The organism is Micromonospora sp. NPDC000089, assembly GCF_042899365.1.
In the GTDB taxonomy this organism is placed as follows: Bacteria; Actinomycetota; Actinomycetes; order Mycobacteriales; family Micromonosporaceae; genus Micromonospora.
In genome coordinates this window covers 212389-232846 of the sequence record NZ_JBIAZT010000004.1, presented here as the reverse complement: position 1 = coordinate 232846, position 20458 = coordinate 212389, and the positions used below count along the sequence as shown (strand labels likewise).

Here is a 20458-nt window from a genome sequence, read left to right as displayed (position 1 = left end):
GCCTTTGTTTCGTGGCTAATGCCAGATTTGTACGGGCAGAAAGTGCAAGATCGCCCCCTCGAACGGAACCAGGGGCCTCCCGGCGATCGGGAGAGGCCCCTGGTTCAGGGAACGAGCGCTGTCATGCCCGCCGCGTGTTGCGTGGGTGGGCGCAGAGCAGGGTCAGGACGAGCAGGGTCAGGACGTGGTGCAGGTGTGGCCGTTCAGGGTGACCAGCCCGGGGATCGGGTTGGGGCCGCCGGCCGTGGCGCCGTTCAGGCCGAAGGTGACCGACGCGCCGGGGGCGATCGTCGCGTTCCACGACAGGTTCTTCGCGGTGACCGTGGCGCCGGCCTGGGTGAGCTCGGTCGACCAGGAGTGGGTCACCTTCTGGTCGCCGAGGAACGCCCAGCGCAGCGTCCAGCCGTTCACCGCCGCCGTGCCGGTGTTGCGCACGGTGACCTGGGTGGTGAAGCCGTCCGGCCAGCCGCCGTGGTTCTGGTAGCTCACCGCACAGGTCGGCGCCGGCACCGGGTCGGCGGCGCCCTGGTCGGCGAGGAACGACGCCAGCCAGGCCAGCGCCGAGTTCCAGTTGATCGCCACCTCGTTGGTCGAGTACGAGTTGATGTCGTCCACGTAGCAGAACATCGGCTGGCAACCCTTGAGCAGCTGGGCGGCGTACGGGTCCTGGAGGCCGGCGTTCGGGCCACCGGCGAGCGACCCGGCGGGCGGGTGCGGCAGCTTCGGGTCGAGCTGGTGGCCGAAGATCCGGCTGTGCTGGTTCTGCGCCGACCGCTCGCCCCAGCCGGTCACGTACGAGATGTTCAGCGCGTTGCGGCCGAGCAGGTAGTCGGCGGCCTGCACCGCGCCGTCCCGGTACTTCGCGTCCCGGGTCAGGTCGTACGCGACGGCCAGCACCACCGCGTTGTTGATCACGTTGCTGTTGCTGCCCCAGACGTAGCTGGCGGCGTCGCCGGGCAGCGGCAGCCCGTACGCCTGGGCGCGTAGCGCGGCCAGGTAGTGGTCGGCGGCGGTGGTCACCGAGGCGCGGACCCGGGCCAGGTCGGCCGCGGGCAGGCCGTTCGGCACGGTGGCTAGGTCGAGCCGGCCCAGCGCGCCGACGCTCTGCCAGCCGAACGCGCCGGCCGGGGCGAACACGTCGGCGGCCGTGTGCAGCGGTGACGCGGTCAGGTCGGTGCGATAGGCGGCGTCGCCGGTGGTCAGGTACAGCTCGGTGGCCGCCCAGTAGAACTCGTCGGTGACGTTGTCGTCCTCGTACGCCCCGCCGCCGGTGCCGTCGGCGGCCGACGCGTAGATCGCCGGGTGCGCCTTGGCCGCCGCGTACGCGGTCTTCGCGGCGGCGCCGCAGCGGGCCGCGAACGCGGCGTCGTACGGGGCGAACAGCCGCGCGCACTGGGCGGCGACGGCGGCCAGGTTGAGGGTGGCCGCGGTGGACGGCGGGTGCAGCTCGCGCGGCTGCGGGTCGTCCTGCGGGGCGAGCGGCAGGCCGGTCCACGCCTTGTCGTGCACCTTGTGGTGCACCATGCCGGCCAGCGGCTTGCCCGCCGGCACCTGCATGCGCAGCAGGAACTCCAGCTCCCAGCGTGCCTCGTCGAGGATGTCGGGCACCTTGTTGCCCCGCTCGGGCACCCGCAGGGTGGAGTCGCCGAGCGCCGCGCCGAAGCCGGCGCTCTGGGCGGTCTTGGTCCGCTCGAACGCGTTCAGCAGCTGGTAGGTGGCGATACCGCCGTTGACCACGTACTTGCCGTGGTCGCCGGCGTCGTACCAGCCGCCGCGCACGTCCAGCCGGTAGTCGCAGACGCCGGGCTGGCAGGGCACGTCGGTGTCGCCCTGGTTGGGCGCGACGCCCAGGTGCCCGGCCGGGCGGGCGTACTGCGCGCCGATCAGGTCGCCGTCGATCGCGATGCCGCTGCGCTGGGCGTAGAAGAACTGCAGCGAGTCGGCGCGCAGCCCGTCGTAGAGGGTGCCGGAGATGTCGAACGAGTGGCTGGTCTCGCCGTCGGCGACCAGGGTGTAGCCGGTGCCGGGGGTCTTCACCGCGGAGAAGTCGATGGTCTGCACGTGCTGCCCGGAGGCGGCGTCCAGCCCGCGCGGGGTGGCCGTGCCGGTGGCCACCACCGCGCCGGCGGCGGACTTCAGCTGCCAATTGACCGGGTCGGTGGCGTCGGTGACCACGGTGGCGTTCTTCGGGCCGCCGGGCAGGTAGCCGGTCTGGTTGACCCGCACCCGGGGGCCGGTGTCCGGCACGTACGGCGGGGCCGCCTCGCCGCCGCGCAGCGAGACGTTGTCCAGGCAGATCCGCTGCTCGCCGGTGCCCCCGCCGACTTGGAAGACCAGCTGGGCGCTGTCGTTGTCGTCCGGCACGGTGAACGTCTGCTCGGCGTGCGTGCCGTCCGGCGCGGCGGTGGCGTCCACGCTGGCGTACGTGGTGTAGGGGGCGCTGCCCAGCTGGAGGACGGCCTTGACGGCGAGGCCGGGGGTGGCCGAGACGTCGAAGCCGAGCCGGTACTCGGCGCCGGCGACGAGCCGTACGCCGTCGTGGCCGATGCCGGCGTCCCACGGGTTCGCCAGCCCGCCCGGGACGGTGGTGCAGAGCCGGCCGCCGGTGGCGTCCAGCGCGCCGGTGCCGTACGAGAACCAGGGGCTGACGCCCTCGCTGAAGTCGCCGTTGCTGATCTGTTCGGGGGCGTCGGGCGGGACCTCGGCGTGGGCCACGCCGGCGCGGACGCCGGTGAGGACCAGGGCGGTCGCCGCCACTACCGCGAGGCGGCGCCGGTGGCGTCGGATCAGGATCACGGGGGATTCCCTTCCGGGCGGGGAGTGGTGGTGGATTGGGAGCGCTCCCAATAACGGTTCGATGTTTCCAGCGCGTTCCATTCCTGTCAATCGATCGGCCCGGCCGACCTTCCACGGGCGGCGAGGCGGGCGGCGAGACGGTCGGCGGCGCGCGGGTCGACAGTGAGATTCGACGCGCCACGCGGCGTCGTCCTGATCTCCTAGAGACAACAGCACCCTTCGCCTGGCAGGCTGCCACCCATGACCCTGAAGCTTCGTTCCGTCGGGACGAGCGACCGTGGGCTGATCCGCAGCGGAAACCAGGACGCCCTGCACGCCGGTGCCTGGCTCGTCGCCGTCGCCGACGGCATGGGCGGAATGGCGGCCGGCGACCTGGCCAGCCGGCTCACCATCGACGCGGTCGCGCCCCTGGACGTGGAGACCCCCGAGGACGCGCTGGTGGCCGCCCTGCAGGGCGGCATCGAGCTGGCCACCGAGCGGATCCGGCAGGCGGTCGCCGAGGACGCCGAGCGGCAGGGCATGGGCACCACGCTGACCGCCCTGCTGTTCTCCCGCACCGGCAGCTGCCTGGCCCTGGCGCACGTCGGCGACTCCCGGGCGTACCTGTTCCGCGAGGGCACCCTCAAGCAGGTCACCCGGGACGACACCTTCGTCCAGATGCTGGTCGACCAGGGGCTGATCAGCGCCGAGGAGGCGGTCAGCCACCCGCGCCGGGCGGTGGTCACCCAGGCGTTGCAGGGCGACGAGGTCTCCCCGGCGTACGCCACCATGGTGCCCTGGGCGGGCGACCGCTGGCTGCTGTGCAGCGACGGCCTGTCGAACGTCGTCCGGGCCGACACGCTCGCCGAGGTGCTGAGGGAGACGCCGGATCCGGAGGCGTGCGCCCGGCGGCTGATCGACCTGGCCCTGCGCGCCGGCGGCCCGGACAACGTCACCGTGGTGATCGCCGACATCGTCGAGGAGTGAGCCGGCCTCAGTGTCGCCGGTGCGTGGTGTGCCGGGTCGGCGCGGCCGTGGTCGGGTCCTCCGGCCACGGGTGGCGCGGATACCGTCCGCGCAGCTCGGCGCGCACCTGCGGATAGCCGCTCCGCCAGAACGACGCCAGGTCGGCGGTGACCGCGACCGGCCGACCGGCCGGGGAGAGCAGGTGCAGCAGCACCGGCACCCGCCCGTCGGCGACCCGCGGCGCCGCCCGCCAGCCGAACGTCTCCTGCAGCTTCACCGCGAGCACCGGCGCGGCCGGGTCGGCGTAGTCCAGCCGGATCTTGGAGCCGCTGGGCACCTCGATCCGCTCGGGCACCACCTCGTCCAGCCGGGCCGCCTCCCGCCAGGGCAGCAGCCGGCGCAGCGCACCCGCCACGTCCACCCGGGCCAGGTCCGCCCGCCGCCGGCCGGCGGCCAGCTCCGGGCCCAGCCAGTCGTCGGCCGCGGCGAGCAGCGCCTCGTCGGCCACGTCGGGCCAGTCGCCGCCGAGCGCGTGCCGGGCGCAGGCCAGCCGCGCGCGCAGCGCCCGGGCGGCCGGCGTCCAGGTCAGCAGCGCCAGCCCCTCCCGACGCAGCCCCTCGCGCAGCGCCGCGGCCAGCTCCGCCCGGTCGGGCCGGTGCAGCGGCCGGTCCACCAGCTCGATCGCGCCCAGCCGGAGCACCTCCCGGGCCACCACGTCGCCGTCGACCCAGCCGACCTGCCGCTGCTCGCGCAGCAGCGGGCCGGCGGCCTCCCGGGCGGTCGCCTCGTCCAGCGCGGCGGCCAGCCGGACCCGGGCGGCCGGCGCGCCGGGGGACCGGTCGGCCACCGCCACCGCCAGCCAGTCGACGCCCGCCAGCCCCGACCCCGCCGCCAGCTCCGCCGCGGTCCCGCCGGCCATCAGGTACGCCGTCCCGCCGGCCCGGCGCGCCCGGGCCAGCCGCTCCGGGTACGCCAACCCGACCAGCAACCCGGCGGCCAGATCGTCGGGCAGGTGGTTCCCGGTCGTACCGCCGGGGGTGCGGCCGGGGTCGGCGGCGGGCCGGTCGGGCAGGGCGGCGCGCAGCCGGCGCACCTCGGCGCGCCAGCGGGCGGTGGCGCCGGGGTCGGCGTCGGCGCGCAGCCGCCGCCAGGCCGCGACCAGGTCGTCGGCCCGGCCGGTCAGGCCGTCCTCGGCCAGCAGCGCCACCAGCTCGGCGGCCCGGCCGGCGCCGACCCGGCGGGCGCCGTCGAGCAGCGCCCGGCCCAGCCGGGGATGCGCGCCGGCCGCCGCGATCGCCCGGCCCCGGGCGGTGATCCGACCCTCGCCGTCCACCGCCCCGAGCACGGTCAGGGTCTCCCGGGCCACGGTCAGCGCCGCGGCCGGCGGCGGATCCGGCAGCGCCAGCCCGGCGCCGTCCGGGCTGCCCCAGGCGGCCAGGTCCAGCGCGAAGCCGGTCAGGTCGGCGGTGGCTATCTCCGGCTCCGGCTGCGCGGCCAGCCGCTCGTGGGTGGCCGCCGACCAGCACCGGTAGACGTACCCCGGCGCCTCCCGCCCGGCCCGGCCGGCCCGCTGGGTGGCGGCGGCCCGGGACACCGGCACGGTGACCAGCGCGCCCAGCCCGCGGGCCAGGTCGGTGCGGGCCACCCGGCTCAGCCCGGCGTCCACCACCACCCGGACCCCGGGCACGGTCAGGCTGCTCTCGGCCACCGAGGTGGCCAGCACCACCCGGCGCCGGTCGGCCGGGCGCAGCGCGGCGTCCTGCGCGGCGCCGGGCAGCCGACCGTGCAGCGGCAGCACCGCGGCGTCGGCGCGGTCGGCGAGCCGGCGGGCGACCCCGGCGATCTCGCCGGCCCCCGGCAGGAAGACCAGCACGTCCCCCACCTGCTCGGCCAGGGCCCGGCGGATCGTGGCGGCCACGTGGTCCAGCAGCGCCGGGTCGACCCGACCCGCGCCCGGCGGCGGCACCGGTCGCGACGGCGGCGCCCAGATCCGGGTCACCGGGTGCAGCGCCGCCTCGGCCCGGACCACCGGCGCCGGCTGGTCGCCACCGAGCAGCGCGGCGAACCGGTCCGCCTCCGGGGTCGCCGACATGGCCAGCAGCCACAGGTCGGGGCGTAGTGCCGCGCGGGCCTCCACCGCGAAGGCGAGCGCCAGGTCCGCGTCCAACTGTCGCTCGTGGCACTCGTCGAGCAGCACCGCGCCGACGCCCGGCAGCTCCGGGTCGTGCTGGAGCCGGCGGACCAGTAATCCGGTGGTGACCACCTCGATCCGGGTAGCCGGCCCGCTCCGCCGCTCGCCGCGCACCGCGTACCCGACCCGGTCGCCGACCCGCTCGCCGAGCAGCTCGGCCATCCGGCGGGCCGCCGCCCGGGCGGCCACCCGCCGGGGCTGGGCGACCAGCACCCGGCCGGGCACCTCGTCGGCGACCGCCAGCGGCGCCAGGCTGGTCTTGCCGGTGCCCGGCGGGGCGACCAGGACCGCGGCGCCCGCGCCGGCCAGGGCTCGGACCAGCGCCGGCAGCACCGGCCGGACCGGCAGGTCGACGGGTACGTCGGAGAGCACGGCTCAGCCGGCGCGGACCGCGTCGACGCCGGCCACGAAGGACCGCCAGGCGGCGGGGGAGAAGACCAGCGCCCCGCCGGCCCGGTCCTTGCTGTCCCGGACGGCCACCGCACGATCGATCGCGGCCACCTCGACGCAGTTGCCGTTGCCGATGCTCCGGCTGCTGGTACGCCAGGCCGCCCCGGTCAGGTCGAACGCGATCATCGCGGTCCCTCACGTTCCCCGTGGCGTGCCGACCAAGCGGTCACGCAAAGTGACGAGCAGCCTCAATCAGGCGGGCCAACGAGTCCGCCGGCCCGAGCGCCGTCCGGCACAGCTCCTCGTGCACCAGGCTATACCCGCGCACCTGGCCGGCCTCCTCCAGTGCCAGCCCCATGGTGAGATTGTCCAGGTAGACCACCGGGGCGTCGGCGGCGTCGGGGAAGCCCATGATGACGTACGGGGCGCTCATCGCCGGGTGGCCGCCGGTGTCGAAGGGCAGCACCTGAATGGTCACGTTCGGTAATTGGGCTGCGGTGGCGAGGTGGCGCAGCTGGGCGGCCATCACGGCCGGCCCGCCCACCGGGCGGCGCAGCACCGCCTCGTTGAGCACCACCGACAACTCCACCGGGGACGGTCGGGTCAGCACCTCCTGCCGGCGCAGCCGGGCGGCCACCTTGCGCTCCAGGCCGTCCGCGCCGGCGGTGCGCCGGAACACCTCCCGGGCGTACGCCTCGGTCTGCAGCAGGCCCGGCACCGCCTCCGACTCGTACGTCCGCAGCGTGGTCGCCTCCGCCTCCAGCCCGACGTAGAACTCGAACCACTCGGGCAGCACGTCGCCGTAGCTCTGCCACCAGCCGCGCTGTCGGGCGTCCCGGGCGATCTCGATGAGCACCTCGGCGTCCGGGCCGGTGACCTGGTAGAGCGCCAGCGCGGCGCGGACGTCGCGCGGGCGGATACCGATCTGGGCGTTCTCGATCCGGGAGAGGTTGCTCTTGGACATGTCGAGCCGGCGGGCGGCGACATCGAGGGTCATCCCTGCCTGTTCGCGCAGCTGGCGGAGTTCCCGGGCGATGCGGCGGCGGCGGAGGGTGGGGCTGGTGGTCACCCTCCGAGTCTGTCACGACAAGATCCGCAGGTCGCCCGAGCACGGAGTGCAACTGCCGAAAACGGGAGTTGCATCGACGGCACGGTGCGGGCATCCTGTCACCCGGCGTCGATCACCTGTGGACAATCCGCATAGGAGGCTCGTGTGCTCATCGCCGACGAGTTCTTCCTGATCGCCCACAACGACAGCCGCGGCAAGGCCAAGTTGCACGCCGGCGCCACCGGGCTCGGCCTGGCCGGCGCCCTGCTGGGCGAGCTGGTCCTGTTCGGGCGGATCACCGTGGCGAACGGCCTGGTGACGATCGTCGACCGGCGCCCACCGCCCGACGCGCTGGCGCACACCGTGCTGGACCAACTGGTCGGCGAACCCCAGCACCAGGAGCTCCGCACCTGGCTCAGCTTCCTGGCCCAGTCCTCGACCGGGTCGGTGGGGGAGCGGCTGTCCCGCGCCGGCGTGCTGCGCCGGCAGGAGACCCGGCGGCTGCTGCGGGCCAGCGTCAGCTACGTACCGATCGACCTGAACGCCGCCGCGTGGCCGGCCATCCGGCTGCGGGCGGTGCTGGAGCGGGCCGACCCGCCGTCGGTGGCCGACGGGGCGCTGCTGGGCCTGGTCTCCGCCACCGGGCTGCACCGCGAGGTGCTCTGGAACGCCGGCCCCCGGGCGCAGCACCGGCTCGGCGTGCTGACCCAGTCGCTGCCGCCCCCGCTGAAGGAACTGGCCGCGCACACCGAGGCCGCCGTCGGCGCGGCGGTGCTACGCGGCGCCCCCTGACTCCGCCGACATCCCCTCGTCCCTCCCCTGGAACCGGAGCAGCCCCGATGCCCCCGACAGCAACGCTGGACCGTCCCAGCAACGTCTCCGACGCCCTGGCCCGTGGCCGGCTCGGCGTCCCCTCGATCATCTTCTTCGTGCTCTCCGCCGCCGCCCCGCTGACGGTGGTCGCCGGCGTGGTCACCACCGGCTACGCGGTCACCGGTGTCACCGGCATTCCGCTGGCCTTCCTGGTGGTGGCCGCCGTGCTGGCGCTGTTCTCCGTCGGATACGTGGCGATGGCCCGGCGGGTGGAGAACGCCGGCGCCTTCTACGCGTACATCGCCCGCGGGCTCGGCCGCCCGGCCGGGGTGGGCGCCGCCTGGGTGGCGCTGATCGCGTACAACGCCCTGCAGATCGGCCTGTACGGCGCGGTCGGCGCCGCGGCCGAACCGGTGCTGGCCCAGCTGTTCGGCGTCAGCGCGTCCTGGTGGGTGGTGGCGCTGGTCGCCTGGGCGCTGGTCGCCGCGCTCGGCGTGCTCCGGGTGGACATCAACGGCCTGGTGCTGGCGGTGCTGCTGGTCGCCGAGATCACCGTGATCCTGGTCTTCGACCTGGCCCAGGTGACCCACCCGGCGGACGGCTCGGTCAGCTTCACCACCCTGTCGCCGGAGAACCTCTTCGTGCCCGGCGTCGGCGCCGTCCTGGTCCTCGCCGCCACCGGCTTCACCGGCTTCGAGTCGGCCGTGGTGTTCAGCGAGGAGAGCAAGGACCCGCGCCGCACGGTGCCGCTGGCCACCTACCTGTCGGTGGGGATCATCGCCGCCCTGTACGCCTTCTCCGCCTGGACCATGACGGTGGCCACCGGGCCGGACAAGATCGTCGACGCGTCCCGGGAGCAGAGCACCGGGCTGATCTTCGGGCTGGCCGGCGAGCACCTCGGCGAGACGGCGGTGAACATCGGGCAGGCGCTCTTCCTCACCTCGCTGCTCGCCGCGATGATCTCGTTCCACAACACCACCGCCCGGTACACCTTCGCCCTGGGTCGGGAGCGGGTGCTGCCCGCGGTCTTCGGGCAGACCTCGCCGCGGACCGGCGCGCCGCGGGTCGCGTCGGTGGCGCAGAGCGTCCTCGGCCTCGCGGTGATCGTCCTGTACGCGGTGGCCGGCTGGGACCCGCTGGTGAAGCTGTTCTTCTGGGGCGGCACCGGTGGCGGCTTCGGCGTGCTGCTGCTGATCGCCGCCACCTCGGTCGCGGTGATCGCGTTCTTCGCCCGCTCCGGCGTCGCGGAGAGCGCCTGGCGGCGGCTGGTCGCGCCGGGCATCGCCGCGGTCGCGCTCTTCGTCATCATCGTGGTGGCGGTGGCCAACTTCGCCACCCTGCTCGGCGTCGCGCCGGACTCCCCGCTGCGCTGGATCATCCCGGCGGTCTACCCGGTCGCCGCGGTGCTCGGCGCCCTGTGGGGGCTCGCGCTGCGCGGCAACAAACCCGAGGTGTACGCCCGGATCGGGCGGGGCGCCGAGAGCGCGGCGACCCCGGTCGCCCCGACCGCGAGCGAGGCGGAGGCGGCGCGGTGACGGGCGTACCGGTCGAACGGCTGGACGCGGGCGAGACGCGGGCGGTGGCCGAGCTGATCGCGGCGGCGTTCGAGCCGCTCGCGGTCACCGCCTGGCTGGTGCCGGACGACGCGAAGCGGCGGGCGGTGCTGGCCGACGACTTCGAGATCCTGGTCGAGCACGCCATGCGGCACGGCGTCGTGCACGGCACCGCCGACCGGTCCGGGGTGGCCGTCTGGCTGCCCCAGGTCGGCGAGCCGGCGCCGCTCCCGGCCGACTACGACGAGCGGGTGGCCGCCGCCTGCGGCGAGTGGACGCCCCGGTTCCGGCTCCTCGACGAGCTCTTCGAGGCCAACCACCCGCACGCCCCGCACCACCACCTGGCGTTCCTGGCGGTCGCGCCGGGGCGCCAGGGCCGGGGCACCGGCACGGCGCTGCTGCGCCACCACCACGCCGCGTTGGACGCCGAGGGGTTGCCCGGCTACCTGGAGGCCAGCAGCGACGGCAGCCGGGCGCTGTACGCCCGGCACGGCTACGTCCCGTCCGAGCCCTTCCGGCTACCCGACGGCACCCCGTTCCACCCCATGTGGCGGGCCCCCGCCGCTCGGTGAGCAGCGGCCCAGGAGCCCCGGCACAAGGAAGAGCCCGGTCGGCGAATCGCCGACCGGGCTCCGTGGTTCGTGGCGGCCGGGTGGGCCGTCGTCACCGCACCTCAGTAGGTGCCGTCGAGCTGACCCCGCAGCTTGGTCAGCGCCCGGGCCAGCAGCCGGGACACGTGCATCTGCGAGACGCCGATCTGGTCGGCGATCTGCGACTGGGTCAGGTTGCCGTAGAAGCGCAGGGTGAGAATCTTCTGCTCGCGCTCGTCGAGGGTGGCCAGCGCCGGGCCGAGGGCGACCCGCAGCTCGGCCAGCTCGAACTCGTTGTCGTCGCCGCCGAGCATGTCGCCCAGCTCGGTGGCGCGGTCGCCGTCACCGGTCGGGGTGGACAGCGAGACCGCGTTGTAGGCGCGGGCGCCCTCCAGGCCCTCCAGCACCTCTTCCTCGGTGAGCTTGAGGTGGGCGGCGATGTCGGCGACCGTCGGCGAGCGGCCGAGGGTCTGCAGCAGGGAGCTGTTCGCGTCGGAGATCGCCAGCCGCAGCTCCTGCAGCCGGCGGGGCACCCGGATGTCCCAGGTGCGGTCGCGGAAGTGCCGCTTGAGCTCGCCGATGATGGTCGGGATCGCGTAGCCGGCGAAGTCGACGCCGCGGGTCGGGTCGAACTTGTCGATCGCCTTGATCAGGCCGACCGCGGCGGTCTGGGCCAGGTCGTCGGTGGGCTCGCCGCGACCGCTGTAGCGGTGCGCCAGGTGGTTGGCCAGCGGCAGCCAGGCCTCGATGGCCCGGTCCCGCAGGCTGGCCCGGGACGGGTGGCCGGCCGGCAGCGCGGCCATCGCGTTCAGCAGGTCGGCGGCGCTGTCGGTCAGGGCGCGCGGGTCCAACTTCTCGGTGGACGGCGTTGTGGTCGCCTGCTCGCTCATCGTTGACGCGGTCATTGGTGGTCCTCCCTGCACCTCGTCCGCGGACAAAAAGACGTGACGCTTAGGTTTAGCTTCAGTTGGTCCGTTCGGGAGTCACCTTAGCCTGATCGTCGAACCGAAAGCTAGCCGAAAGGCTGATGTACTTACGTTATTTCCGGGCATGAAACGGGCGAATCGGCGGCAAACCTGCGAGTTTGTGATCACGGTTACCGGTCGGGTCGGCCGATCCGGGTCGCACCGTGCGTCCGATGCCCGCCCCACCGCCCGGTTCGGCCGCGCCATCGGACGTTCGCCTCGGACGATCCGACCGGACGGAGGGAGGGATCGGCGGTCAAGTCAGAACCCGACACGCGACGTTCTCTGTCGGCTTTCCGTCGTTGTACCGCCGACGAGACGGCCCGTAGCGTCGGCGGTGAGACCCCTGTCCCGGAGGCGCCGTGCTCGATCCCGCGGATCCGCAGATCGTCGTCGACAGCCGTACGCTGCACTTCAGCTGGCTGCCGGCGGACCCCGACGCGGCCGCCGCCCTGGTGCCGCCCGGGTTGCGACCCCGCCCGGACGGCCAGGTCTTCATGAACCAGTACGTGGTCGAGGACGACGCCCAGACCTCCGGCTTCGGCGCGTACTCGCTGACCTACCTCGGGGTGGCCCTGGCCGGGGTGGACGCGCCGGACGGCGTGACGCCCGGCGGCTGGTGGACCCACTACGTGGCGTCCAGCCCCACCGTGCGGGCCTACGCCGAGGCGCGCGGCGCGCCGGTGGTGGCCGGCCGCACCACCATCGCCAGCCGCGGCGACGAGCTGGTCGCCGAGACCGAGGCGGACGGGGTGCCGCTGATCCGGGCCCGCGCCCGGGTCGGGCAGACCGGCCAGCGGGTGAGCGCCGGCCACCGCCGCTACTTCACCCGGCGGGACGGGCAGCTCTACAGCTCCCTCTACCCGTTCGTCGCCGAGCCGGTCACGCCCTTCGAGATCGAGTCGGTGGAGTTCCTTCAGCCCGGGCACCCCTGCTACGCGCTGCGCCCGGAGAACCCGCTGCTGATCGCCTGGGGCTTCTACTCACCGCGTACCTCGTTCGCCTATCCGGGCGGCCTCGCCCGCTACCCGGCCCCGCCCGCGCCCCGGCCCGGCAACGAGCGTTCCGGTCACCAGGTGCCGTCGCGCCGGGCCCGCAGCGGCCTGCCGTCCGGGTCGTAGACCAGCCGGTACGCCGGCAGCGCCCAGAGCCGGGTCCGCCAGGGCAGCCGCTCCGGCCGGTGCGGGCGCAGCCGGCCCGGCGGGCGGGGACCCTGCCGCCCCCCGTCGTGCCACCGCTGCAGCGCGTCGGCGGCCGCGGTGATCGCGCGTACCGCGTCGGCCGGGTCGAGCAGGTCGTCGTCCTCGCCGCCGTCCGGGTCCCGGTCCAGGTGCTCCCGCCACAGCCGCAGCCGCAGCTCGCGGGGGTAGACCCGGGCGCCGTCGCCCAGGCCCGCCGGGTCGGCTGGCGCCCGCTCGTCACGGGTCTCGTCGAATACCGCGCAGGACAGCTCGCTGTCGTGCGTCCAGGACCGGCGGTTGAAGTTGTCGCTGCCCACGCTGGCCCACACGTCGTCGATCACGCACACCTTGGCGTGCACGTAGACCGGTGTGCCGGCGTGGTTCTCCACGTCGAAGACGTGCACCCGCTCCGGGGCGGCCTTTTGGCACAGCGACAGCGCCTGCTCCCGACCCACCATGTTCGGCGGCAGCGCCAGCGCGCCGTCCACGTCCGGGTGGCGGGGGACCACCGCCACCAGGTGCAGGTCGGGTTGGGCGCGCAGCGCCGCGGCGAACAGCTCGGCCACCTCCTTGGACCAGAGGTACTGGTCCTCCAGGTAGATCAGCCGGCGGGCCCGGCGTACCGCCTTGGTGTAGCCGCGCGCCACGGTGCGCTCGCCGTCCGGGGCGAACGAGTAGCGGGGGCGGACCGCCGGGTAGGTGCGCAGCACCTGGATGTGGTGCGGGCCGCAGGGCGGCGGGTCGGCCGGCTGCTCGGGCAGCGGGTCGGGGGTGAGGTCGGAGCCACGCAGCCGGTCCCGCAGGTACGCCAGCGGGTTCTCCGAGTCCAGCGGCATCGGGTCGGTCCAGCGCTCCCGGAAGGTGGTGTCCAGCGCGCCGACCACCGGCCCGCGCAGCGCCAGCTGCACGTCGTGCCAGGGCGGGTTCGGGCCGTACCGCGCGTTCATGGCCAGCGGCTGCGGGTCGCCGTGGTGCGCGGCGTCGTCCCGCCGGCTGTGGCACAGGTCGATGCCGCCGGCGAACGCGACGTCCCGCTCCGGCGCGCCGGGATGGCGCAGCACGACCAGCTTCTGGTGGTGCGAGCCGCCCCGGCGGACCCGCTGGTCGAGCAGCACCTCACCGCCGGCGGCGCGGATCGCCTCGCTCAGGCTGCGGTTCTCCGCCTCGCTGTACGACAGCGCGTCGAGGTGGGAGCGCCAGAGCAGCCCCTTGACCACCACCCCGCGCTGGGCGGCCTGCGCGAAGATCTGCACGACCGTGGGGCCGTCCGGGCGCATCCGCTCGTCCGGGTCGCCCCGCCAGTCGGTGAAGAAGAGGTGGTCGCCGGCCTTGAGCGCCTCGACCTCGGTCACCAGGCGGTCGAAGTAGGCGGCGCCGTGAATTAACGGCTCTGCCACGTTTCCGCTGGTCCAGACGGGTAAACCCGAGACCGGGTTGGCACGTTCCTCAGCGGTCAGGAACCAGTCCCGCATGGCCACGTTCCAGCCCTCCCGAGGTCGGCGACGTCCTCACGGTAGGGCCCGATCACCGGGCGCGCACGCCGGCTCCGGCCGACATCGCCCGGGTGAGGCCCACCGCACACCCCGTCCACCCGAAGCCGAGGAGGCCACCGGTATGCCCGCCGACACCACCCACACCGCGTCCGAGTACCGCCCGCAGGCGGTCGAGAGCGAACGAGGCGCGGTCCTGGCGGTGCTGCTCATGGTGATCCTGGGGGTGGCCGGCATCTTCGCCGTCTCCTGACGCCGCGCCCGGGCGCCCCGGCGGACCGGGGCGCCCCACCCGTGATCAGGGACGCTCGCCCTGGCCGTCGGTGTGCGGCAGCCGCTCGGCGGGGACCACGCCGAGGCGGCCGGCCTGGAAGTCCTCGAAGGCCTGCATCAGCTCGGCGCGGGTGTTCATCACGAACGGGCCGTAGTGCGCCACCGGCTCCCGGATGGGCTGGCCGCCCATGATGTAGAGGTCCAGCGCCGGGGTGTTGGCGTCCTGCTTCGCGTCCGCGGTGACCCGCAGCGCGTCGCCCGGCCCGTGCACCGCCAGCTGACCGGTGGCGAACGGCCGCTGGTCGGTGCCGACCGTGCCCCGCCCGCCCAGCGCGTAGACCAGCGCGTTGAAGTCCGGCCGCCAGGGCAGGCTCAGCTCGGCGCCGGGCTGCAGCGTGACGTGGGCGATGGTGATCGGCGTGTGGGTCGAGCCCGGGCCCTGGTGCCCGGCCACCTCGCCGGCGATCACCCGGATCAGCGCGCCGCCGTCCGGCGTGGTGAGCAGGGCGGACTCCCGGCCCCGGATGTCCTGGTAGCGCGGGGCCATCATCTTGGCCACCCGGGGCAGGTTGACCCAGAGCTGCAGGCCGTGGAAGAGGCCGCCGCTGGTCACCAGGTGCTCCGGCGGAGCCTCGATGTGCAGCAGGCCGCTGCCGGCGGTCATCCACTGGGTGTCGCCGTCGGTGATGGTGCCACCGCCACCGAGGGTGTCCTGGTGGTCCATGATCCCGTCGATCATGTAGGTGACCGTCTCGAAGCCGCGGTGCGGGTGCCACGGGGTGCCCTTCGGCTCGCCGGGGGCGTAGTCGACCTCGCCCATCTGGTCGAGGTGGATGAACGGGTCCAGCTCGCTCATCGGCACCCCGGCGAAGGCGCGGCGGACCGGGAAGCCCTCGCCCTCGTAGCCGCTCGGAGCGGTGATCATGCGGCGGACCGGCCGGTAGCTGGTGGACTCGTCCAGCCGGGGCAGGCGGGGCAGGACGAGGACGTCGTCGACGGTGATGGCGGGCATCTCGGGCTCCTTCAGTTGTCGTGGTGGGTGGACGACGGGTCGCGGTCGGCGCGCAACCGCCGGCCGATCCGCTCGAAGACCCGGGTGAGGCAGGCGACCTCGGCGTCGTCGAGGTCGTCCATCAGATGCCGGCGGACCGACGCCAGGTGGTGCGGCGCGGCCTCGCGCAGGGCCAGCAGCCCGGCGGCGGTGAGCACGGCCTCGCTGCCCCGGCCGTCCTGCGCGCAGGACTGCTTGGCCACCAGGCCGCGCTTCTGCATCACGGAGATCTGGTAGGTCAGGCGGCTGGGGGAGAAGACCAGCCGGCCGGCCAGCTCGCCCATCCGCAGTCGCTGCCCCGGCGCCTCGGAGAGCAGGACCAGCACGTGGTAGTCGGCGAAGCTCAGCTCGCTGTCGGCGCGCAGGTCGTCCTCGAGCCGGGTGAACAGTCGCTGGCTCGACTCGATGTACGCCCGCCAGGCGGCCATCCGCTTCGGGTCCAGGCTCTCCGTCATGCCCCTACGATAGCACTATTTAAAATTTCAACAAGAGTTCTTGCGCGCGTGGAAGGCGTGATCGAAGCGCGAATCGGACTCTTGTGGAGATTTGAAGGACGATGCCGGAAAAGAGCGAGCGCGGAGTGGCCCGTGGGTGCCAGACTCGCCCCTCGTGGAGCCCTTCGAGTTGACCCCGCCCGGCCTGCGGCTGCGGCCCTGGCGGGACCGGGACGCCCCGGCCGTCCTCGCCGCCATGCGTGAGCCGGCCGTCGCCCAGTGGAACCCGTCGCGGCTCTGCGCCGACCTGGAAGGCGCCCGCGAGTGGGTCCGGCTGCGGGCGGACTGGTCGGCGGGCGACCATGTCTCACTGGCCGTGGCCGGCCCCGACGACGACACCCTGCTCGGTTCCGTGTCGCTCAACCGGATCCACCACGGGGACGCCGCGATCGGCTACTGGACGGTCGCCGCCGCCCGCGGCCGGGGCGTCGCCTCCGGCGCCGTGGCCGCCCTCACCACCTGGGCCTTCGACCGGCTGCCGCTGCACCGGATCGAGCTGTGCCACGCGGTGGCCAATCCGGCCTCCTGCCGGGTGGCCGCCCGGACCGGCTACCCGGTCGAGGGCACCCTGCGCGAGTCGTACACCTACGGCGACGGCCGGCGGTACGACGAGCACCTGCACGCCCGGCTCGTCACCGACCCGTCGCCGGCGGGCTAGGGTCGGGGCGTGGACGATCTCGACGTGCTCGACTGGCGGGAGCGGGTGGCCCGGCTCTACCTGTCCGACCTCGACCTGGCCGGGTTCCGCGCCGCCCGGGACGAGCTGTTCGGCACCCACCCGAGCAGCCCGGTCCCGCCCGCCGACCGGCCCGGCTTCGCCGGGCTGGGCTGGTTCCCCCCGAATCCGGACGCGATCGTCGAGGCGCCGCTGCGCCCCGCCTCCGGCGAGGAGAGCATCGACACCGGTGGCCCGGACGGGGTGGTCCGCTACCGCCGGGTGGCCGTCGCCGAGACGCCCTGGGGGCCGCTCACCCTGTGGTGGATCGAGGCGTACGGGGGCGGGTTGTTCGTCCCGCTGCGCGACGGCACGTGCGGCACCGACAGCTACGGCGGCGGGCGCTACCTCACCGACACCGTGAAGGGCACCTTCGGCCGCGGGCTGACCGTGCTGCCCGGCGGGCGGGTCCGGCTGGACGCCAACTACCTCTACAACCCGAGCTGCGCGTACGACGACCGGTGGGCCTGCCCGCTGGCGCCCCCGGAGAACCGGGTGGAGGCGCCGATCCGGGCCGGCGAGCTGGCGTACCACCGCTGAAGCGCGACCACGCCCCGGCGCGGACGGCGCCGGGGCGTGGGGTGACAGGGGGGTCAGCGCGCGACGGCGCCGCCCGGTGTCAGGTGCATCCGGCCCAGCAGCTGCCGGGCCTGGTCGGCCAGGTTGGCGTCCACGGTCACCGCGTACTGGCCGGCACGCAACAAGCTCGCCGAGGTGAAGTCGCGCTGCCCACCGGACATCGCGTGCGCCACCGCGCCGAACACCGCACCCCAGATCGCCCCGATCACCAGCCCGACCAGGATCACCGCCACCCAGTTGCCGGCGGTGAAGATGCCGAACAGCAAGCCGATGAAGAGGCCGAACCAGGCGCCGGTGCCCGCCCCGAGCAGCGCGGCCCGGCCGGTGGTGAGCCTCCCCAGCACCGTCTCCACCAACGTCAGGTTGGTGCCGACGATCGCCGTGTGCTCCACCGGGAACCGGTTGTCCGCCAGGTAGTCCACCACCCGCTGGGCGGAGGGATAGTCCGGGTACGACCCGATCGTCACCGTCGGCGGGCCGGCCTGCGGGCCGTGGCCGTCCCCGCTGGGTGCCACCGGCCGCCCGGCCGGACCGGACGGGAGGTTGTCGCCGCCCGGCGCACCGGGCCGCCAGGTGGCGGTCTGGTTCGAGGGTCTGGTCATGAGCATCCTCCTTCGTCAACCCGCGGCGTTCCCGCCCACGCCCGCCGGTAACGCCGACCGACCCTGAGGAATGCCGCCGGACCCATCGGGTAGACCCCGGCGTGGACAGCGGACGGATCAGCGAACACGGCTTCCTGGCGGACGGACGCAGCGCCGTCCTGGTGGACCGGGACGGCTCGGTCAACTGGTGGTGCCCGGCCCGGTTCGACGGACCGTCGGTCTTCGGCCGGTTGCTCGGCGACCGGGCGGGGCACTGGTCGATCCGGCCCGACGGCCGGTACACCTCGAAGCGGTCCTATCTGGACGAGACGCTGGTGCTGCGGACCGTCTTCACCACCGCCGGCGGCGTGGTGGCGGTCACCGACGCGCTGGCCCTGGAGCCCGGCGCGCGCGGCCACGACATCGGGCTGCGCTCACCCCGGGTGCTGGCCCGGCTGGTGGAGGGCATCTCCGGCGAGGTGGAGATGCGGGTCGACTACCAGCCCCGGTTCGAGTACGGGCGGGTCACCGCGTACCTGATGCCCGCCGCCGACGGGGTGATCGACGCGACGGCCGGCGCCTGCCGGCTCAGCCTGCGCGCCGACGTGCCGCTGGAGTGCGCCGAGGGCAACGCCACCGGCGGCTTCACCGTCCGCGCCGGGCAACGCCACGGCTTCACCCTCGGGTACGCCCCGACCTACGGCGGGCGGGCACCTGAGCTGCCGGCCGCCGACCGGGCGGTCGCGGACGCGGTGGCCGGCTGGCGGTCCTGGGCCGACCTGCACCGCGACCAGTATCGCGGCGTGTTCCGCGACGAGGTGCGGCGCAGCGCGATGATCGTGCAGGGGATGACCTACCAACCCAGCGGCGCGATCGTCGCTGCGGCCAGCACCTCGCTGCCCGAGCAGCTCGGCGGCGACCGCAACTACGACTACCGCTTCGTCTGGGTGCGCGACTTCAGCCTCACCCTGCAGGCGCTCTGGCGGGCGGCCTGCCCGGACGAGGCGAACCGGCAGTTCGCCTGGGTGTCCCGGGCGATGGGCCGGATCGAGGACGCCCCGGTGCCCATCATGTACGGCGTCGAGGGGGAGCGGGACCTCACCGAGCACACCCTCGACCACCTCCCCGGGTACGCCGACAGCCGGCCGGTCTTCGTCGGCAACGACGCCTGGAAGCAGCGGCAGACCGACGTGCTCGGCGAGATCCTGGACGCCGCCTGGCTGATGCGGCACTACCTGGACCCGATGACGCCCGACGTGCACCACCTGCTGCGCGCGCTGGCCGAGCAGGCGGTGACCGACTGGCGCCGGCCGGACGCCGGGATGTGGGAGGCGCGGGACGCCGAGCGGCACTACGTGTCGTCCAAGGTGCAGTGCTGGACCGCGCTCGACCGGGCGGTGCGCTTCGGCCCGCGGCTGGGCGACCGGGACGACGTGGCCCGCTGGGCGGCCGCCCGGGACGAGGTGCGGGAGGCGGTGCTGACCCGCGGCTGGAACGAGCGGCTCGGCGCGTACACCGGGGCCTTCGACTCCGACAACCTGGACGCCTCGGTGCTGATCATGCCGCTGGTCGGGTTCCTGCCGGCGGATGACCCGCGGATGTTGTCCACGATGGACGTGGTGGAGCGCCGGCTGTCCCACGACGGCCTGTTGCGCCGCTGGGACGGCGACCCCGCCGGCTTCGTCATCTGCTCGTTCTGGCTGGTCAGCTGCCTGGCCATGGCCGGGCAGAAGGACCGCGCGGTCCGGCTGTTCGCGGATCTCGCCGGCCGGGTGAACGACCTCGGGCTCTACGCGGAGCAGCTGGACCAGGCCACCGGGGAGCAGTTGGGCAACTTCCCCCAGGCGTTCTCGCACATCGGTCTGATCAACGCCGCCGGCCGGCTCACCGAGGCCGGGGCGGAGCCCGTCGCGCACCACCGTCAGCCCGTGCCGACCGGCGCGGGCGCCGAGGAGGGAGCACGCTGATGACCGGACGACTGACCGGCCGGACCGCGATGGTCACGGGATCGGATTCGGGTATCGGGCAGGCCAGCGCCATCGCGTTCGGGCAGGAGGGCGCCGACGTGGTGGTGCACTACCTGGAGGACCACGCGGGGGCGAACCACACCAAGGCCGAGATCGAGAAGGCCGGCCAGCGGGCCGTCGTGGTGCAGGGCGACATCAGCGTCGAGCACCAGGTCGAGGCGATGTTCGACGAGGCGCTGGCCGAGTTCGGCCGGTTGGACATCCTGATGAACGACGCCGGGGTGGACGCCTCCGGCATCCCGGTCGCCGACCTGGACACCGAGACCTGGGACCGGTGCATCCGCACCAATCTGTACGGGATGTTCTTCTGTGCCCGCCGGTTCGTCCGGCACCGCCGCGACCAGGGCGGCCACGGAAAGATCATCAACGTCACCTCGATCCACCAGGAGGTGGCCCGGGCCGGCGGCGCGGACTACGACTCCAGCAAGGGCGGCATGCTGGAGCTGGCCAAGAGCCTCGCCCTGGAGGTCGCCCCGATGAAGATGAACGTCAACAACATCGGACCCGGCATGGTGCTCACCCCGTTCAACCAGAAGGCCATCGACGACCCGCAGTACCTGCAGGAGCAGGTGCAGAGCATTCCGTGGAAGCGGGCCGCCGAGCCGCAGGAGATCGCCAAGCTGGCGGTCTTCCTGGCCAGCGACGACGCCGAGTACGTCACCGGGTCGACGTACTTCATGGACGGTGGCCTGATGCAGAACCAGGGTCAGGGCGCCTGACGGCTCGGCCACCGGCGCGCCGACCCTCCGCGGGCGGCGCGTCGGCCGGCCCCGGTG

At 74.2% G+C, this 20458-nt stretch carries 19 protein-coding genes; 10 read left to right on the top strand and 9 right to left on the bottom strand.

What is annotated here, in order from left to right:
• Window positions 1–177 precede the first annotated feature (177 nt).
• The gene (locus tag ACFY3U_RS10655) at window positions 178–2787 is read right to left on the bottom strand and encodes a glycoside hydrolase family 9 protein (RefSeq protein WP_387198851.1); all 2610 of its coding nucleotides are present in this window, start codon (window positions 2785–2787) and stop codon (window positions 178–180) included.
• A 249-nt stretch (window positions 2788–3036) separates the two neighbouring features.
• On the opposite strand from ACFY3U_RS10655, the gene ACFY3U_RS10650 reads away from it, so the two are divergent.
• The gene (locus ACFY3U_RS10650; RefSeq protein WP_387198314.1) at window positions 3037–3762 is read left to right on the top strand and encodes a PP2C family protein-serine/threonine phosphatase; all 726 of its coding nucleotides are present in this window, start codon (window positions 3037–3039) and stop codon (window positions 3760–3762) included.
• Window positions 3763–3769: 7 nt separating this feature from the next.
• Here the strand turns inward: ACFY3U_RS10650 and hrpB are convergent, their stop codons facing one another.
• The 3 genes from hrpB to ACFY3U_RS10635 are packed head-to-tail and all read right to left on the bottom strand — an operon-like array spanning window position 3770 to window position 7391.
• Entirely contained in the window at window positions 3770–6304 is a 2535-nt protein-coding gene (gene hrpB / locus ACFY3U_RS10645; RefSeq protein ID WP_387198311.1) for an ATP-dependent helicase HrpB, read from the bottom strand.
• 3 nt (window positions 6305–6307) lie between these two features.
• Window positions 6308–6508, bottom strand: a complete 201-nt coding sequence (locus ACFY3U_RS10640; RefSeq protein ID WP_387198308.1) for a DUF397 domain-containing protein — start codon at window positions 6506–6508, stop codon at window positions 6308–6310.
• 40 nt (window positions 6509–6548) lie between these two features.
• Window positions 6549–7391 carry a helix-turn-helix domain-containing protein gene (locus ACFY3U_RS10635; RefSeq protein ID WP_387198305.1) on the bottom strand — a complete coding sequence of 281 codons (843 nt, stop codon included), beginning with the start codon at window positions 7389–7391 and terminating at the stop codon, window positions 6549–6551.
• A 144-nt stretch (window positions 7392–7535) separates the two neighbouring features.
• Between ACFY3U_RS10635 and ACFY3U_RS10630 the strand changes: the two genes are divergently transcribed.
• From ACFY3U_RS10630 to ACFY3U_RS10620, 3 genes are read left to right on the top strand one after another with little or no spacing between them, the layout of a single operon-like run.
• A complete protein-coding gene (locus ACFY3U_RS10630; protein ID WP_387198302.1) occupies window positions 7536–8162 on the top strand; it encodes a GPP34 family phosphoprotein in 627 nt (208 codons plus the stop codon).
• A gap of 47 nt (window positions 8163–8209) precedes the next feature.
• A complete protein-coding gene (locus tag ACFY3U_RS10625; RefSeq protein WP_387198299.1) occupies window positions 8210–9718 on the top strand; it encodes an APC family permease in 1509 nt (502 codons plus the stop codon).
• A complete protein-coding gene (locus ACFY3U_RS10620) occupies window positions 9715–10308 on the top strand; it encodes a GNAT family N-acetyltransferase (RefSeq protein WP_387198297.1) in 594 nt (197 codons plus the stop codon). Before ACFY3U_RS10625 ends, ACFY3U_RS10620 begins: the two co-directional genes overlap by 4 nt.
• Before the next feature lie 101 nt (window positions 10309–10409).
• Here ACFY3U_RS10620 and ACFY3U_RS10615 read toward each other — a convergent pair whose 3' ends face one another.
• The gene (locus ACFY3U_RS10615; RefSeq protein ID WP_387198294.1) at window positions 10410–11231 is read right to left on the bottom strand and encodes a SigB/SigF/SigG family RNA polymerase sigma factor; all 822 of its coding nucleotides are present in this window, start codon (window positions 11229–11231) and stop codon (window positions 10410–10412) included.
• A 422-nt stretch (window positions 11232–11653) separates the two neighbouring features.
• Here ACFY3U_RS10615 and ACFY3U_RS10610 point away from each other — a divergent pair, with 422 nt between their 5' ends.
• A complete protein-coding gene (locus ACFY3U_RS10610; protein ID WP_387198291.1) occupies window positions 11654–12412 on the top strand; it encodes a hypothetical protein in 759 nt (252 codons plus the stop codon).
• On the opposite strand, the gene ACFY3U_RS10605 is transcribed toward ACFY3U_RS10610, so the two are convergent.
• The gene (locus ACFY3U_RS10605) at window positions 12361–13950 is read right to left on the bottom strand and encodes a phospholipase D family protein (protein ID WP_387198288.1); all 1590 of its coding nucleotides are present in this window, start codon (window positions 13948–13950) and stop codon (window positions 12361–12363) included. The genes ACFY3U_RS10610 and ACFY3U_RS10605 overlap by 52 nt on opposite strands.
• Before the next feature lie 136 nt (window positions 13951–14086).
• Between ACFY3U_RS10605 and ACFY3U_RS10600 the strand changes: the two genes are divergently transcribed.
• Window positions 14087–14215: a hypothetical protein gene (locus ACFY3U_RS10600; protein ID WP_387198285.1), complete on the top strand. Its 129-nt coding sequence runs from the start codon at window positions 14087–14089 to the stop codon at window positions 14213–14215.
• Between the two features lie 45 nt (window positions 14216–14260).
• Here ACFY3U_RS10600 and ACFY3U_RS10595 read toward each other — a convergent pair whose 3' ends face one another.
• Together ACFY3U_RS10595 and ACFY3U_RS10590 are read right to left on the bottom strand one after the other, a co-directional pair.
• Complete coding sequence (locus ACFY3U_RS10595; RefSeq protein WP_387198282.1) at window positions 14261–15247, bottom strand: pirin family protein; 987 nt, start codon at window positions 15245–15247, stop codon at window positions 14261–14263.
• Between the two features lie 11 nt (window positions 15248–15258).
• Window positions 15259–15741, bottom strand: coding sequence for a MarR family winged helix-turn-helix transcriptional regulator (locus ACFY3U_RS10590; RefSeq protein WP_387198279.1), 483 nt, complete (start codon window positions 15739–15741; stop codon window positions 15259–15261).
• A gap of 154 nt (window positions 15742–15895) precedes the next feature.
• Between ACFY3U_RS10590 and ACFY3U_RS10585 the strand changes: the two genes are divergently transcribed.
• The gene (locus ACFY3U_RS10585; protein WP_387198277.1) at window positions 15896–16438 is read left to right on the top strand and encodes a GNAT family N-acetyltransferase; all 543 of its coding nucleotides are present in this window, start codon (window positions 15896–15898) and stop codon (window positions 16436–16438) included.
• A 9-nt stretch (window positions 16439–16447) separates the two neighbouring features.
• The gene (locus tag ACFY3U_RS10580; protein ID WP_387198274.1) at window positions 16448–17035 is read left to right on the top strand and encodes a DUF1684 domain-containing protein; all 588 of its coding nucleotides are present in this window, start codon (window positions 16448–16450) and stop codon (window positions 17033–17035) included.
• A gap of 53 nt (window positions 17036–17088) precedes the next feature.
• Here the strand turns inward: ACFY3U_RS10580 and ACFY3U_RS10575 are convergent, their stop codons facing one another.
• Window positions 17089–17676: a general stress protein gene (locus ACFY3U_RS10575; RefSeq protein ID WP_387198271.1), complete on the bottom strand. Its 588-nt coding sequence runs from the start codon at window positions 17674–17676 to the stop codon at window positions 17089–17091.
• 101 nt (window positions 17677–17777) lie between these two features.
• Between ACFY3U_RS10575 and ACFY3U_RS10570 the strand changes: the two genes are divergently transcribed.
• Window positions 17778–19622 carry a glycoside hydrolase family 15 protein gene (locus ACFY3U_RS10570; protein ID WP_387198269.1) on the top strand — a complete coding sequence of 615 codons (1845 nt, stop codon included), beginning with the start codon at window positions 17778–17780 and terminating at the stop codon, window positions 19620–19622.
• Window positions 19622–20401 carry a glucose 1-dehydrogenase gene (locus ACFY3U_RS10565; protein WP_387198266.1) on the top strand — a complete coding sequence of 260 codons (780 nt, stop codon included), beginning with the start codon at window positions 19622–19624 and terminating at the stop codon, window positions 20399–20401. Before ACFY3U_RS10570 ends, ACFY3U_RS10565 begins: the two co-directional genes overlap by 1 nt.
• Window positions 20402–20458: the final 57 nt, after the last annotated feature.

What these genes read in the sequence shown, in the direction of transcription:
- ACFY3U_RS10650 (WP_387198314.1), top strand. Translation starts at nt 3,037, where the DNA reads ATGACCCTGAAGCTTCGTTCCGTCGGGACGAGCGACCGTGGGCTGATC.
- ACFY3U_RS10640 (WP_387198308.1), bottom strand. Translation starts at nt 6,508, where the DNA reads ATGATCGCGTTCGACCTGACCGGGGCGGCCTGGCGTACCAGCAGCCGG.
- ACFY3U_RS10625 (WP_387198299.1), top strand. Translation starts at nt 8,210, where the DNA reads ATGCCCCCGACAGCAACGCTGGACCGTCCCAGCAACGTCTCCGACGCC.
- ACFY3U_RS10615 (WP_387198294.1), bottom strand. Translation starts at nt 11,231, where the DNA reads ATGACCGCGTCAACGATGAGCGAGCAGGCGACCACAACGCCGTCCACC.
- ACFY3U_RS10600 (WP_387198285.1), top strand. Translation starts at nt 14,087, where the DNA reads ATGCCCGCCGACACCACCCACACCGCGTCCGAGTACCGCCCGCAGGCG.
- ACFY3U_RS10595 (WP_387198282.1), bottom strand. Translation starts at nt 15,247, where the DNA reads ATGCCCGCCATCACCGTCGACGACGTCCTCGTCCTGCCCCGCCTGCCC.
- ACFY3U_RS10590 (WP_387198279.1), bottom strand. Translation starts at nt 15,741, where the DNA reads ATGACGGAGAGCCTGGACCCGAAGCGGATGGCCGCCTGGCGGGCGTAC.
- ACFY3U_RS10575 (WP_387198271.1), bottom strand. Translation starts at nt 17,676, where the DNA reads ATGACCAGACCCTCGAACCAGACCGCCACCTGGCGGCCCGGTGCGCCG.
- ACFY3U_RS10565 (WP_387198266.1), top strand. Translation starts at nt 19,622, where the DNA reads ATGACCGGACGACTGACCGGCCGGACCGCGATGGTCACGGGATCGGAT.